Annotated in this window: 15 protein-coding genes; all 15 read left to right on the top strand. The window is 43.5% G+C overall.

What is annotated here, in order from left to right:
* Window positions 1-15 precede the first annotated feature (15 nt).
* Window positions 16-2118, top strand: a complete 2103-nt coding sequence (locus LQZ07_RS16400) for a flagellar hook-length control protein FliK (RefSeq protein WP_194164095.1) — start codon at window positions 16-18, stop codon at window positions 2116-2118.
* 83 nt (window positions 2119-2201) lie between these two features.
* Window positions 2202-2711, top strand: coding sequence for a flagellar basal body-associated protein FliL (gene fliL, locus LQZ07_RS16395; protein WP_016401709.1), 510 nt, complete (start codon window positions 2202-2204; stop codon window positions 2709-2711).
* A gap of 9 nt (window positions 2712-2720) precedes the next feature.
* On the top strand, window positions 2721-3749 hold the full coding sequence (gene fliM, locus LQZ07_RS16390; protein WP_016401708.1) for a flagellar motor switch protein FliM: 1029 nt from the start codon (window positions 2721-2723) through the stop codon (window positions 3747-3749).
* 17 nt (window positions 3750-3766) lie between these two features.
* Window positions 3767-4138 carry a flagellar motor switch protein FliN gene (gene fliN / locus LQZ07_RS16385; protein WP_016401707.1) on the top strand — a complete coding sequence of 124 codons (372 nt, stop codon included), beginning with the start codon at window positions 3767-3769 and terminating at the stop codon, window positions 4136-4138.
* Window positions 4138-4542 (top strand): flagellar biosynthetic protein FliO, encoded by a 405-nt coding sequence (gene fliO / locus LQZ07_RS16380; protein ID WP_016401706.1) that lies wholly within the window; start codon window positions 4138-4140, stop codon window positions 4540-4542. Before fliN ends, fliO begins: the two co-directional genes overlap by 1 nt.
* On the top strand, window positions 4532-5275 hold the full coding sequence (fliP, locus tag LQZ07_RS16375) for a flagellar type III secretion system pore protein FliP (protein WP_152781320.1): 744 nt from the start codon (window positions 4532-4534) through the stop codon (window positions 5273-5275). Before fliO ends, fliP begins: the two co-directional genes overlap by 11 nt.
* A gap of 16 nt (window positions 5276-5291) precedes the next feature.
* Window positions 5292-5561 (top strand): flagellar biosynthetic protein FliQ, encoded by a 270-nt coding sequence (locus LQZ07_RS16370; protein ID WP_016401704.1) that lies wholly within the window; start codon window positions 5292-5294, stop codon window positions 5559-5561.
* Window positions 5561-6340: a flagellar biosynthetic protein FliR gene (gene fliR, locus LQZ07_RS16365; RefSeq protein WP_016401703.1), complete on the top strand. Its 780-nt coding sequence runs from the start codon at window positions 5561-5563 to the stop codon at window positions 6338-6340. Before LQZ07_RS16370 ends, fliR begins: the two co-directional genes overlap by 1 nt.
* An 18-nt stretch (window positions 6341-6358) precedes the next feature.
* A complete protein-coding gene (gene flhB, locus LQZ07_RS16360; protein ID WP_152781318.1) occupies window positions 6359-7486 on the top strand; it encodes a flagellar biosynthesis protein FlhB in 1128 nt (375 codons plus the stop codon).
* Between the two features lie 98 nt (window positions 7487-7584).
* The gene (gene flhA, locus LQZ07_RS16355) at window positions 7585-9696 is read left to right on the top strand and encodes a flagellar biosynthesis protein FlhA (protein WP_016401701.1); all 2112 of its coding nucleotides are present in this window, start codon (window positions 7585-7587) and stop codon (window positions 9694-9696) included.
* 37 nt (window positions 9697-9733) lie between these two features.
* Window positions 9734-11161, top strand: coding sequence for a flagellar biosynthesis protein FlhF (gene flhF, locus LQZ07_RS16350; protein ID WP_152781316.1), 1428 nt, complete (start codon window positions 9734-9736; stop codon window positions 11159-11161).
* Entirely contained in the window at window positions 11151-12044 is an 894-nt protein-coding gene (locus tag LQZ07_RS16345; RefSeq protein ID WP_016401699.1) for a MinD/ParA family protein, read from the top strand. The genes flhF and LQZ07_RS16345 overlap by 11 nt, the downstream gene beginning before the upstream one ends.
* Window positions 12037-12756, top strand: a complete 720-nt coding sequence (locus LQZ07_RS16340) for an RNA polymerase sigma factor FliA (RefSeq protein ID WP_016401698.1) — start codon at window positions 12037-12039, stop codon at window positions 12754-12756. The genes LQZ07_RS16345 and LQZ07_RS16340 overlap by 8 nt, the downstream gene beginning before the upstream one ends.
* Before the next feature lie 127 nt (window positions 12757-12883).
* Complete coding sequence (cheY, locus tag LQZ07_RS16335) at window positions 12884-13267, top strand: chemotaxis response regulator CheY (RefSeq protein WP_084681816.1); 384 nt, start codon at window positions 12884-12886, stop codon at window positions 13265-13267.
* 13 nt (window positions 13268-13280) lie between these two features.
* Window positions 13281-14021, top strand: a complete 741-nt coding sequence (locus LQZ07_RS16330) for a protein phosphatase CheZ (protein ID WP_016401696.1) — start codon at window positions 13281-13283, stop codon at window positions 14019-14021.
* Window positions 14022-14023 lie beyond the last annotated feature (2 nt).

The raw sequence follows: 14023 nt of genomic DNA, 5'->3' as shown, positions 1-14023 counted from the left end.
AGGGTAAGCAAATATATGGAATTACTGTTAACCGACACAGCCGATGCCAAACAGTTTTCTTCACTAGGAAATGCAGCGCTTAGTCCCTCTGAAAAAAGTGACGATTTTGCCAAACTAGTCAAAGAGTTAGAAAATCTCCCGAAAGCTGATAGCCCAGTAAAGCAAGCGATTGAAAAGCAGCTTTCCGGCTCGAAAAATAACGCAAGTGACGATGCTGAAGCTGGTAAAGCTCAAAGCCCTAGTGATTTATTAAAACAGTTGGATAATGCCAAGCAAGCAGCCGATGGTATAGATAAAAACCAAGGTGAATCTAAAAAAACTGCTGAGACAGAGCTAGTTAACGGTAGTAAATCCTATAATAGTAAAGATATTAGTATCGCTGAAGAGTCTAGTAAGGACGAGTTCGTTGACACTGAAGCTCTTAGTAAAAACCAACAAAAACAGTCGTTTGTTGATAGTGATCTTGCCCCAAAACAAGAGAAAACAGCAGTTAGTGACGAAAAGCTAGCTGCCGATAAGCAAACGCTAGTTAATCAACCAGCACAAAGCGGCAGAGAGTTGCCGCCTACTCAAGCAGAAGCAAGCAAAGCGCATTCGAGCGATGCTAAAGACAGTAGCCAGGTCAGCGATGGGAAAGATGCTGCAGCTAAACCCGTTAAAGTAGATATCGCAGCAACTGCTGGTTCACAAAATGCTCAAACAGCTAATTCAAAAGAAGCCGCAGTAGAAGGCCTGAACTCTACTAAGTCAGAAACAACTGATAAAACCACCGCTGGCCAGGAACAAAGCAGCAATAAACAACAGCTAGCTGGTGAAACTGTGGACCCCAAAAAAGTTGCTGATAAAGACCAAAAGCTTGACTCAAGCAATGAGCGAATTACCAAAGAAAATGCTCCAACTTTAGCGGGTGAGCATAACAAAACCTTAAGTGCTAAAGAGGGTGAGCGTTTGACTTCAAGCGCTAATGAAAAAGCGCCATTAGACAAAGTTGATGCTACTGTTAGTCAAAGTGATGAAAAGAAAGCGTCTAAGACTAAAGAGTCCGAGGCCGCAGTTTCTAGCAAAACAGAAAAAGCTCCCGTGGATAAATCCTTTAATGCTACACAAGAGAAAGCTTTCGGGGATAAACCCCTAAACGTCGTTCAAGACAAAACATCAGAAACACCTTTATCTTTAGCAGAGCAAAACCGCTCAAAACTGCAAGGTGAAGCTCAAGCTAATCATTCAACGGCTAAATCTCATTTAGACCAAGAGGAAGCGAAGGCGAAAGAGCTGAATGCTAAATTAAGCGGCGAAGCTGTGGCAGCTCAGCAAACTAGTAAAGTAAGTGACGAGCCTAAAGCTGGCGTCGTTGTTCAGCAAGGCACAAATACTACCGTTAACAGTAAAGTTAGCGCTGCAGATATTGCCCAGCAAAGCGATAAACTTGCCAGCGCAAATATTGCTGCTGCGAGTAGCAAGCATTCGAGCAGTGAGAATGGCTCCGAGCATAAGGAACAGCAATCGTCACAGACCCAACAACAAGGATTACCTAGCCAAGCTGAAGCTACTCGACCACAAGAGCACCACAGTATTTTTAGAGCTGCTTCGGGCGCCGACGTGGTGGCTCGGGCAGAGCAGGGAAGTAATGAAGCTGTACTAAAACAAGCTCAGCAAGTTAATGACAAAGCAACGCAGTTCAATGAACGTTTAAATCCTGCGCAATACCAAGCGCCAGCTGAGTTAAACCAACGAGTACAATACATGTTGAGCCAGGGCATGCAAAAGGCCGAAATTCGTTTAGACCCTGCTGAGCTAGGAAGCATGCAAATTCGCTTGCAAATGAATCAAGACCAACAAGTCTCGGTACAAATTCAAGTACAAAATCCGCAAGCGCGTGAAGCTTTGGAACAAACAATGCCACGTTTACGAGAAATGCTGCAGCAACAGGGAATCGAACTGGGGCAAAATCAGGTTAGCCAACAAAATCAAGGCAGCGCTTCTCAACAAGGTGGAGGCCAAACAACGGCTGGTGGACAATCGACCAACGGCGAACTGGTTGATGATACTACTGAGCAAGACATGAGCGCATTGCTGGCGAATCATGCAAACAGTGATGGCATTGACTTTTATGCCTAGTTTATTTCTATGAGATGCTGTTGAAGCGCCTCTTAACTATGTAATAATAAAAGCAGTTTAGCGATAATTTCATGGGAACGTAGATGGCTGAAGAATCAGAATTAAAAGTAGAAGATGGTGAAGGTAGCAGTAAAAAGAAGCTAATTATCATCATCGCTATTGTAGCCGTATTGGTGATTGGTGGTGTGGTTGGCTTTTTGTTAATGGGCGGCGACTCAGATGAAGCCCCAGCTGCAGCAGAACCAGCAGAGGAAGCAACGTCTTCAGTTACTCATACAGCCTTATATGTAGGTATGCCTAGACCATTCGTATTTAATATTGTGGGCGACCACCGAGATCGCTTAGTACAAATTAAAGTACAATTATTGGTTCGTGGTACTGCCAATGAAGAAGCCGCCAAGCTTCATATTCCATTGATTGAAGGGACCTTATTGAGTGTATTTAGCTCTGCAACCGTAGAAGACTTATCAACTCAAGAAGGCAAAGACAAAATTCGCGAGAATTCGTTAACTGAGACACAAAAAGCATTAAAAGAGATAACCGGTAAAGTAGTGGTAGAAAAAATCCTATTCACCGGCTTTGTAATGCAATAAAGGACCAACGTGAGCGATTTATTAAGCCAAGACGAGATCGATGCGCTATTACATGGTGTTGATGACATAGAAGAGGACATCATAGAGCCAGAAATGTCTGGCAGTGTGGTGGAGTTTGACTTCTCTTCTCAAGATCGAATCGTTCGTGGACGAATGCCAACTCTTGAGTTGGTTAATGAACGATTTGCTAGGCATATGCGAATTAGCCTATTTAATATGATGCGCCGCACAGCGGAAGTATCTATTAATGGCGTGCAAATGATTAAGTTTGGCGAATACGTTCACACGCTATTTGTTCCTACCAGTTTAAACATGGTTCGTTTTCGACCTTTAAAAGGTACTGCTTTAGTAACCATGGAAGCACGTTTGGTGTTCATTTTGGTAGAGAACTTCTTCGGTGGAGATGGGCGTTATCATGCCAAAATTGAAGGCCGCGAGTTTACACCTACCGAGCGCCGCATTATTCAAATGCTGCTTAAAATTATTTTTGAAGACTATGTAGAAGCTTGGGCGCCAGTAATGGACGTTGGCTTCGATTATTTGGACTCAGAAGTAAACCCTGCAATGGCCAATATCGTGAGTCCCACCGAAGTGATTGTTGTTAGCTCATTTCATATTGAGCTGGATGGCGGCGGTGGCGACTTCCATATATCTATGCCGTATTCAATGTTGGAACCGATTCGAGAGCTTTTAGATGCGGGTGTGCAAAGTGATAAACAAGACACTGACCAGCGTTGGAGCTCAGCACTAAGTGATGAAATCATGGATGTGCCAGTGGGTTTACATACCAAATTGTTAGAAACTGACGTAACGCTGCGTCAGTTAATGGATCTTAAAGCAGGTGATATTATCCCGGTTGAGATGCCTGAAACTGCTATGTTATATGTAGAAGATTTACCTAGTTACCGAGTTAAACTTGGTAGACAGAAAGAAAAAATGGCACTGAAAATTGATACTCAGTTAAAACGTCCAGACACTGTGAAGAGTGACCTTGAAATGGTGGTAAGTAGCCGCCGTTCATCACCGGGCGACGAGTAAAGTAATAAGGATAAAATATGAGTGATCAAGATGATATGGCTGATGAGTGGGCAGCAGCAATGGCCGAAGCCGAGCCTGCTCCGCTTGAAGACTTTGTCGATGAATCAAAACCCATAACCGAAGAAGAGCAACGTAAGCTTGATTCGATTATGGACATTCCTGTAACTATTTCCATGGAAGTAGGCCGCAGCAATATTAGCATCCGTAACCTGTTACAACTTAACCAAGGCTCAGTGGTAGAACTAGATAGGGTTGCCGGCGAACCGTTGGATGTTCTTGTTAATGGAACACTGATTGCGCATGGTGAAGTGGTTGTTGTAAATGATAAGTTTGGTATTCGCCTTACCGACGTTATTAGCCAAACCGAACGTATTAAAAAGCTCAAGTAATGCAACAAGTCCTCGCATTCATCATTGCAGCCGGCATTAGTTTGCCAGCTTTAGCTGAACAAGAAACCACTACTCCTCCCAATAGCCAAGTTGAACTGCTTTCGTGGGTAATGTCTTTGGCTTTAGTCTTAGTCACTATTTTTGTTTGTGCATGGGTACTAAAGAAGACTCGGCTTAGCCAGTTTGCTGGTGGCCAGTCTAGAGTGGTCACTAACTTAGCTTTAGGTACGCGAGAGCGGGTGATGGTGGTAGAAATTGGTGAACAGCAGTACTTAATTGGTGTTACTACTCAATCTATAAACCTTTTGGATAAGTTAGATAAACCGATTGTTGCCAAGCCGAAAAAGATGAGTGGCTCATTTACTAAACAGTTACAAGGATTGTTGGCTAAAAATGAAAAGTAAGCTGCTTATTTGCCTAAGTTTGTTGCTTGGTGTTGTTGCACCCAGTTTTGCTCAAGAAGGTATTTTGCCGGCTATCACTATGACCACTAATCCTGATGGTGGACAAGAGTATTCGGTCACTCTACAAGTTTTAGCTTTGATGACCGCGCTGTCATTTTTGCCTGCGTTAGTGATTATGATGACATCCTTCACCCGCATTGTGGTGGTGATGTCTATCTTAAGGCAAGCCATGGGTTTGCAACAAAGCCCGTCAAATCAAGTAATTATTGGCATCGCTTTATTTTTGACCTTTTTCATTATGTCGCCGGTAATCGATGAAGTGAATACTCAGGCTGTTCAGCCATATTTAAGTGAAGATCTTACTTCGATGCAGGCTTTCGAAAAAGCCAAAGAGCCGCTCAAAGAGTTCATGTTGGCGCAAACCCGGCTAACGGATTTGGAAACCTTTGTTAAAATTGCCAAAGTGGAAGTGGGTTCGCCGGAAGAGGTACCTTTCAATGTACTTATTCCAGCCTTTATTACCTCAGAGCTTAAAACCGCTTTCCAAATTGGTTTCATGTTATTCATTCCCTTCTTGGTTATCGACTTAGTGGTGGCCAGTATCTTGATGGCAATGGGTATGATGATGCTGTCGCCAATGATTGTATCTTTGCCATTTAAGCTAATGCTGTTTGTGTTGGTAGATGGATGGAGCTTGGTGATGGGCACACTTGCAAATAGTTTTGGCGTATAGACGTAGGAGCCTTTAGATGGAACCGGAAGTCTTTGTTGATGTATTTCGCCTTGCTTTAGGCCAAGTGATGCTATTGGTGTCTGCTGCCATTGTTCCTAGTTTGTTGGTTGGACTAATCGTTGCTATTTTCCAAGCCGCCACCTCAATTAATGAACAAACCTTAAGTTTTTTACCCCGCCTACTTGTTACCTTAGGTGCGCTTATTGTCGCTGGTCATTGGTTTACTGAGAAACTAATGGAGTTGTTTTTTACCATGGTGGATATGATTCCTCAGGTTGTTGGCTAATGGAGTTTCCAGCCAGTGTAGTGATGGCTTGGATTGGTCAGTATCTATGGGCACTTACTCGAGTAGCTGCGATGCTGATGGTATTAGCAAGTTTTGGAGGTAAATCAGTACCAACTCGGGTGAGACTGTTACTAGCTTTAGCCATCACATTTGCTTTAGTGCCTATTTTGCCGGAAGTAACTGGAATAGAAGTTTTCTCTTTTCAAGCTGTTATCGTTATTTTGCAGCAGGTACTTATTGGCGCTGCTATTGGATTTATTTCACAATTATTAATGCAAACCTTTGTTGTTGGCGGGCAAATTATTGCGATGCAAACCAGTTTGGGTTTTGCCTCCATGGTCGATCCCAATAACGGGCAAAGTACGCCGGTTGTTGGTCAATTCTATTTGCTTTTGGCAACATTATTGTTTCTGGCCATCGACGGCCATTTGCAGTTAATTACGTTAATTGCTATGAGTTTTGAAACGCTACCGGTGGGTATGAACGGTTTAAGTAGTTTGGATTATCAATTACTGGCAGGCTGGTATTCACAATTATTTTTAGCTGCTTTAGCGCTATCTATATCCTCTGTTGTTGCAATGTTACTGGTAAACTTTTCTTTCGGTATTATGACGAGAGCAGCCCCACAACTGAATATTTTTAGTATTGGTTTTGCGGTAAGCATGTTGTTTGGTTTATTCATTCTTTGGCTCACCATTGGTGGGTTTTTAGCGCATTTTGAACGTCAGTGGGAGGTTGGCCGCAGCTTGGCATGTGACATGCTGCTGATTGGTTGTTAAACCAAGGGCCTAGTTACTATGGCAGACGACGATCAAGAAAAAACCGAAGACCCCACGGGGAAAAAACTCGAAGACGCCCGTAATAAAGGGCAGGTAGCCCGCTCTAAAGAGTTGGGCACCGCAGCGGTACTTATTAGTGCAGCCTTAGCCATCATGGTTTTTGGCGGTATGTTGGCGGAATCCATGGTCAAGGTTTTCCAAACCGCTTTTGTGATGAGCCGAGAAGAAGTTTTTGACGTAAACCTAATGCTAAAAAACTTAGGCATTATGGGCTGGTTATTGTTTAAACCAATGATATGGATCATGGGCTTTATTACTTTAGCCGCGCTTATTGGCAATACTCTATTAGGAGGCATGCCATTTAGCTGGGAGGCTGCTAGGCCAAAAGCCAGTAAAATGTCGCCCATTCAAGGCTTTAAACGAATGTTGGGCATTCAAGCTTTTGTAGAGTTCATCAAAAGCGTCGCTAAAGTGTTGGTGATTGCCGGGGTAGTATGGTTTGTCCTGCAATGGAAATTTGCTGAAATTCTTACGCTTAGCATGCAGTCTATCCCTGGTTCAATTGTTAATGCCTTGGATATGCTGCAATGGATGCTGTTAGCTTTAGTCTGTAGCTTGATTATTATTGTGATCATTGATGTGCCTTATCAAATTTGGAATCACAACAAGCAGCTTAAAATGTCTAAGCAAGAAGTAAAAGACGAGCATAAAAACATGGAGGGTAGCCCTGAAGTAAAAGGACGCATTCGCCGCTTACAAATGGAAATGGCTGCTCGTCGAATGATGGCCGACGTACCTCAGGCGGACGTTGTTGTTACCAACCCAACACATTTCTCTGTAGCGCTAAAATACGACAGCAATGGCAGTGGAGCGCCAAAAGTAGTGGCTAAAGGGGTAGATGAAGTAGCTATGAAAATTCGCGAAATTGCGCGTCACTACGATGTACCTGTGATGCAAGCTCCTGCTTTAACTCGTTCTTTGTATCATACAACTAAACTTGGCCACGATATTCCTGAAGGCTTGTACGTTGCAGTGGCGCAAGTACTTGCTTTTGTTTTCCAGCTTGAGCAATACCGCAAAGGTAAAGGCAAGCGTCCTAAACCGGTTGTTGATGATCTACCTATTCCAGATGATTTGAGATATTAACCTCAGTTTCAGCACTTACTTGGAGTGTTTTATGTGGTTGGCTCAGTTATTGCTTTTCTCGTTTCATCAGTTGTTAGGAAGTCAGTATTTCGTCATTTATGGAAATCATCAATCGCCTCACCAGCTTTAAGCTTCAAGATTTAAAAAAAGTTGATGTCAATGTTATAAAGGGCTTTGGCACGCCTATGGTAGTGCTAGCTACTTTAGGCATGGTGGTTTTACCAATGGCCGCATGGCTATTGGATATTCTGTTTGCTTTCAATATCTCTCTTGCCTTAGTGGTGTTATTGGTTGCTGTTTATACTAAGCGCCCACTAGATTTTGCGGTGTTTCCCACCGTGTTGCTAATTGCTACTTTATTACGTTTGGCCCTAAACGTTGCCTCTACTCGAGTTGTTTTGTTAGAAGGGCATAATGGTGGAAATGCTGCTGGTAATGTAATTGAAGCTTTTGGTTCAGTGGTTATTGGCGGGAACTACGCTGTTGGTTTGGTGGTATTCCTGATCTTGATGATTATCAACTTTGTCGTGGTAACAAAAGGTGCTGGCCGTATCGCAGAAGTAAGTGCCCGCTTTACCTTGGATGCCATGCCCGGTAAGCAAATGGCGATTGATGCTGACTTAAATGCTGGCATTATCGACCAAGAACAAGCCCGTGAACGCCGCGCTGACGTAACCAACGAAGCTGATTTTTACGGTTCAATGGATGGTGCTAGTAAGTTTGTTAAAGGTGATGCCATAGCCGGCATTTTGATTTTATTCATCAATATCTTAGGCGGTTTCATTATTGGTGTGGCCCAGCATGACCTAACCTTCGCTCAAGCTGCAGAGGTATACACCTTACTGACCATTGGTGATGGCTTAGTTGCGCAAATCCCGTCTTTACTATTGTCTATCGCTGCTGCCTTAGTGGTTACTCGCCAAAATACCGAAGCGGATATGGGTGAGCAGGTAAGCTTACAAATGTTCAAAGATCCACGAGTAATGATTATTTGTGGCTCGATTCTTTTCATTATGGGCATTGTGCCTGGCATGCCTCACTTAGCTTTTCTGAGCTGTGCAGCGGTGTGTTTGGGTGCTGCGTGGATGCGACATAAAGGCGATGCTAAGAAAGCTGCCGAGACTGCATTACAACCTGCTTCTTCCAGTTCTAATGTGAGCAGTGAGCCAAAAGAGCTAGGTTGGGATGATGTTCAACCGGTTGATGTGATTGGTCTTGAAGTCGGCTATCGCTTAATTCCTTTGGTGGATAAATCTCAAGGCGGTGAATTATTGGCGCGTATTAAAGGTGTGCGTAAGAAGTTATCGCAAGATTTGGGTTTTCTGGTGCCTGCTGTACATATTCGAGATAACCTAGATTTAGGCCCTAATCAGTATCGAATAACATTAATGGGCGTGACTTACGGTGAGTCGGAAGTGTTCCACGACCGCGAAATGGCCATTAACCCTGGCCAAGTATTTGGTAAAATTGAAGGCCAAGCCACCACAGATCCTGCCTTTGGCTTAGAAGCAGCTTGGGTAGCTACCGAGCAGCGCGAACATGCGCAAACATTGGGTTACACCGTGGTTGATTCCGCCACGGTTGTTGCGACCCATTTAAGTCAGCTTCTTACTAACAATGCGGCCAGCCTACTTGGACACGAAGAAGTTCAAAATCTACTTGATATGCTAGGCGGCAGCTTGCCTAAATTGGTTGAAGGCTTAGTGCCAGACACTATGACTTTGTCTACGGTGGTTAAGGTACTGCAAAACCTACTTAATGAAGGTGTGCCTATTCGTGATGTTCGCAGCATTGTTCAAACCTTGGTTGAATATGGGCCTAAGAGCCAAGACCCCGATATTCTTACCGCCGCCTGCCGTATTTCGTTAAAACGTTTAATCGTTCAAGAGTTGATTGGCAGCGAGGCCGAACTTCCAGTAATTACTTTGTCTCCAGACTTGGAGCAGATATTGCATCAGTCTATGCAAGCGGCAGGAAACGATGGCGCAGGTATGGAGCCAGGTTTGGCAGAGAAACTCCAGGTATCATTAACGGAGGCGTGTCAAAACCAAGAAATGGCCGGTCAACCCGCTATCTTGTTAACCTCGGGCATACTGCGTTCAAGCATGTCTCGATTTGTTAAAACAGCAATGCCTGCATTAAGGGTTCTGTCTTATCAAGAAGTGCCAGAAGATAAACAAATACGAATTGTGAGTTCAGTGGGGCAGTAGCTTCAGCGAATTAGCAAAAGGAAGGTGAACAGTGAAAATGAAACGCTTTTTTGCAAAAGATATGCGAACCGCACTAGCCGAAGTGAAGGAAACACTTGGCAGCGATGCGGTTATCATGTCTAACAAAAAGGTAACCGGTGGCATCGAAATTGTTGCTGCGGTTGAACCTTCTAGTGCTAAACAAGCTGCACCTAAAAGCGATAGAGAATTGCCTGAAGATAGCGTCAATTTGTCGTCTATGAATGCAGGCGCTGCCAAAAAAGCGCCAACAAAACAGCATCCAAGTCATGATTTTGACGAAAATGCTAGTTTGAAAGATAACCTAACCAACTTTATGCAGCGCCATCAAAAGCGTCAGCAAGAAAACTTGCAACAGTCTCAGCAAAAGCAGCAACAGCAGCGCCCTCGCACCGTTCAAGCGCCACGCTCTTTAGCTCAACAACAAGGTTGGGCGCAGCAAGGCTCCATATCAAATAAACCAACAAATACGTCTCTTGGTGGACAACCAGCTAGCTCAGCATCAGCTGCTGCAGGCAACGAAGTTGGTGAGCTTAAAAAAGAAATGGCCGCCATGCGCAAGTTGCTTGAGCATCAAGTATCTGGACTAATGTGGCAGGAAGTAGAGCGCCAAGAGCCGGTACGCGCGATGTTAATTAAGCAGTTGCAGCTAGTTGGTTTTGATGAAGATATGGCTGACCAAATAGCTGGATACATTCCCGAAGAACTCGGCGTTCAAGAAGGCTGGCAGCATTTACGTGAACTATTAGTCAATCAACTACCGGTTGGCCAAGATGAGATTTTGTTAAAGGGTGGGGCTATTGCGTTGCTTGGCCCAACGGGTGTAGGAAAAACAACCACCATCGCCAAGTTAGCAGCACAGTTTGCAATGCGCCATGGCGCCGAAAGTGTGGCGATGATTACTACAGATACCTACCGTATTGGTGCTCATGAACAACTTGCTACTTACGGCAAAATTATGGGCTGCGCCGTACGCGTCGCCAATGATGAAGAAGAGCTTTCACAGTTGCTTTATCAGTTTAAAGACAAAAAGTTGGTACTTATTGATACCGCTGGCATGAGCCAACGAGATCTTCGCTTACACGAACAATTAGATAAGCTAGTAAAAAACAGCCGCGTGAACATTCGCAACTATTTGGTGATGTCGGCCAACGCGCAGCGTCGGGTAATTGAAGAAACTGTGAACCAATTTCAGCGAATTCCCTTAGCTGGTACCATACTTACCAAATTAGATGAAAGTTTGGCTTTAGGCGAAGTGTTAAATGTAACCTTGCGCCATGCCTTACCAATAAGTTACGTTACTCACGGCCAACAAGTGCCTGAAGATATTGCGGTAGCTGCGCCTACCCAATTAATAGAACAAGCATTATCGGTTATCGATAAGCAAAGCCAGCAACATTTCTGGTTTAGTGAAACCGAACAACAAAAGGTTTCAGATGTATTCTAAAGATAATGAATTTGACCAAGCTAGCGGCTTAAGAATGATGCAACAAAAAAACAATGTGAAAGTCATCGCTGTAACTGGCGGCAAAGGGGGCGTAGGTAAAACTAACGTTACTCTTAACATGGGTATAGCCATGGCTGCGCAAGGTAAGCGCGTAATGGTATTGGATGCCGACTTAGGCCTAGCAAATGTAGATGTGCTGCTTGGCTTACGTGTAACTAAAAACCTCTCTCACGTTTTATCCGGTGAATGCACCTTAGATGAAGTATTAGTTAAAGGGCCTAATGGGATCTTAATTGCACCAGCTACTTCTGGTACTCAATCAATGGTGGAACTTAGTCCTGCGGAACACGCCGGACTTATTCGTGCTTTTAGCAGCATGAAAACACCTATTGATGTGTTGCTAGTTGATACTGCAGCGGGCATCTCCGACATGGTGCTAAGTTTTGCCAAAGCGTCACAAGACATATTAGTGGTGGTGTGTGATGAGCCAACCTCTATTACCGATGCTTATGCGCTAATAAAGCTGCTTTCAAACCAGCACGGTGTCTACAAATTTAAAGTGGTGGCAAATATGGTGCGTAGCTTACGCGAAGGCCAAGAATTATTTGCTAAGCTTACTCGAGTTACCGATCGCTTCTTGGATGCTACACTCGAATTGGTATCTTGTATTCCTTATGACAATAACGTGCGCTTAGCCGTAAGAAAGCAGCGAGTAGTGGTAGAAGCCTATCCTAAGTCTCCTGCTTCTTTGGCATTTCGCTCATTAGCAAGTAAAGCTTCTACTTGGCCAATTCCTGAACAAGCAGGTGGACATTTAGAATTTTTCATCGAGAACCTTCTCGAGTTTGGACAACGTAAAAATAGAGAACAGCTTAGTGAATAAAGTTGCCGCTTATGCCAGCGCTAATGACACTAATGTTTTGGTGGAGCGCCATGCAAACTTGGTCAAACGGATAGCCCATCACCTAATGGCTAGGCTTCCGGCTAGCGTGATTGTTGATGACTTGATCCAATCAGGAATGATTGGCTTAATCGAAGCCGCACGTAACTTTGATGGCTCAAAAGGCGCTAGCTTCGAAACCTACGCTGGCATCCGCATTCGTGGCTCTATGCTTGACGAAATTCGTCGTGGCGATTGGGTCCCACGCTCGGTACATAAAAATAGCCGCGCCATTAGTGATGCAATCGCTGAGGTTGAGAAAGAAAAAAACGGTGACGCAAAAGACGCCGAGGTTGCAGCAAAGCTTGGCGTAAGCTTAAGTGAGTATCACTCTATGTTGTCTGATGTAAATTGCGGACGCATTTTAGGTATCGATGATCTAGGTGTGAGTGAAGACGTCATATCAAGTGAAGAAAGTCGAGAGCTAAACCGACCCTTTGAAGGTTTTGCCAATCAACGCTTTCAACAATCTCTTGCCGAATGTATTAAAGGTCTTCCAGAGAGAGAAGCACTGGTTTTGTCCCTCTATTATGATGAAGAACTTAACCTAAAAGAAATTGGTGAAGTATTGAGCGTAAGCGAGTCCCGAGTCAGTCAAATTCATAGTCAAGCGCTTGCTCGAGTTAAAACTCGAATGCGAGATTGGACACAATAGAGAAATTCATCCTTACATTTCTTGTAAAAGATGGACTAAAATTGTGTTTATTAAGGCATAATATCTATATTACATAAATTTTTGGCCTATTTAGTGGCTTGTAAAACATCCTGTTGGGGGACGTACCTTGGATAAAAATATGAAAATTCTGGTTGTTGATGATTTTTCAACGATGAGAAGGATTATTAAAAACCTACTTAGAGATCTTGGCTTCAACAATACTCATGAAGCCGATGACGGAAATACCGCATTACCTATGCTTAAAGGCGGCGATTTCGAATTTGTAGTAACTGATTGGAATATGCCTGGAATGGAAGGCATCGACCTGCTGAAAAATATTCGTGCCGACGAAAGTTTGTCTCACTTACCTGTTTTAATGGTAACTGCCGAAGCAAAACGTGAACAGATTATCGAAGCTGCTCAAGCCGGCGTAAATGGATATATTGTTAAACCTTTCACTGCAGCCACGCTAAAAGAGAAGCTAGATAAGATTTTCGAAAGACTACAATAAGAAAGGAAGATGCGTGAGCACAGATACTCCGATTATTTCATTAGCCGACGCCAAATCTTTGGTTGCGCTACTTGAAGAAGGAAATGTCGCCGAGGCGAATCAACTTGTTAGTGAGCTTTGTGCTCCAAAAGCTAACCTGCTATTTGATAAGGTTGGGCAGCTCACTCGTCAGCTTCATGACTCTTTAAATGAATTTAAACTCGATATTCGAATTAACGAGTTAGCTAATCAAGAAATACCAGACGCTAAAGAGCGGTTAAACTATGTGATAGAGATGACCGATCAAGCGGCCAATAAAACCATGGACGCAGTAGAGTCTGGCCTTCCAATTGCCGATCAATTAACTAACGAAATCAACAGTATCATGCCTATATGGCAAAGTTTGATGGAACGAAGAATTGAAATCGGCCAATTTAAGGCGCTATGTCACCAAATCGATATTTTCCTTAATAGTTCTTCAGCAAATGCCGATAAACTACGTAGCATGTTAACCGAAATATTGATGGCTCAAGATTTCCAAGATTTAACCGGTCAGATGATTCGTAAGGTAATCACCTTGGTGCAAGAGGTGGAAGAAAGTCTGGTTGAAATGCTTACCTTGTTTGGAAATGAGAATGCCGAAGTAGTAGAAAATAAAAAAGTGACTAAATCTGCTATCGAAGCCGAAGGGCCAATATTAAATAAAGAGCAAAGGGACGACGTTGTTAACGACCAAGATGATGTTGATGACTTGTTGTCTAGTTTAGGATTTTAAGG

Origin of the sequence: Agarivorans sp. B2Z047 (assembly GCF_023373605.1) — a bacterium.
Taxonomy (GTDB): Bacteria; Pseudomonadota; Gammaproteobacteria; order Enterobacterales; family Celerinatantimonadaceae; genus Agarivorans; species Agarivorans albus.
Note: the sequence above shows the minus strand (reverse complement) of the source record. Positions and strands in the feature narration are given on the sequence as shown.

What these genes read in the sequence shown, in the direction of transcription:
- LQZ07_RS16400 (WP_194164095.1), top strand. Translation starts at nt 16, where the DNA reads ATGGAATTACTGTTAACCGACACAGCCGATGCCAAACAGTTTTCTTCA.
- fliL (WP_016401709.1), top strand. Translation starts at nt 2,202, where the DNA reads ATGGCTGAAGAATCAGAATTAAAAGTAGAAGATGGTGAAGGTAGCAGT.
- fliN (WP_016401707.1), top strand. Translation starts at nt 3,767, where the DNA reads ATGAGTGATCAAGATGATATGGCTGATGAGTGGGCAGCAGCAATGGCC.
- fliO (WP_016401706.1), top strand. Translation starts at nt 4,138, where the DNA reads ATGCAACAAGTCCTCGCATTCATCATTGCAGCCGGCATTAGTTTGCCA.
- fliP (WP_152781320.1), top strand. Translation starts at nt 4,532, where the DNA reads ATGAAAAGTAAGCTGCTTATTTGCCTAAGTTTGTTGCTTGGTGTTGTT.
- LQZ07_RS16370 (WP_016401704.1), top strand. Translation starts at nt 5,292, where the DNA reads ATGGAACCGGAAGTCTTTGTTGATGTATTTCGCCTTGCTTTAGGCCAA.
- fliR (WP_016401703.1), top strand. Translation starts at nt 5,561, where the DNA reads ATGGAGTTTCCAGCCAGTGTAGTGATGGCTTGGATTGGTCAGTATCTA.
- flhB (WP_152781318.1), top strand. Translation starts at nt 6,359, where the DNA reads ATGGCAGACGACGATCAAGAAAAAACCGAAGACCCCACGGGGAAAAAA.
- flhA (WP_016401701.1), top strand. Translation starts at nt 7,585, where the DNA reads ATGGAAATCATCAATCGCCTCACCAGCTTTAAGCTTCAAGATTTAAAA.
- flhF (WP_152781316.1), top strand. Translation starts at nt 9,734, where the DNA reads ATGAAACGCTTTTTTGCAAAAGATATGCGAACCGCACTAGCCGAAGTG.
- LQZ07_RS16345 (WP_016401699.1), top strand. Translation starts at nt 11,151, where the DNA reads ATGTATTCTAAAGATAATGAATTTGACCAAGCTAGCGGCTTAAGAATG.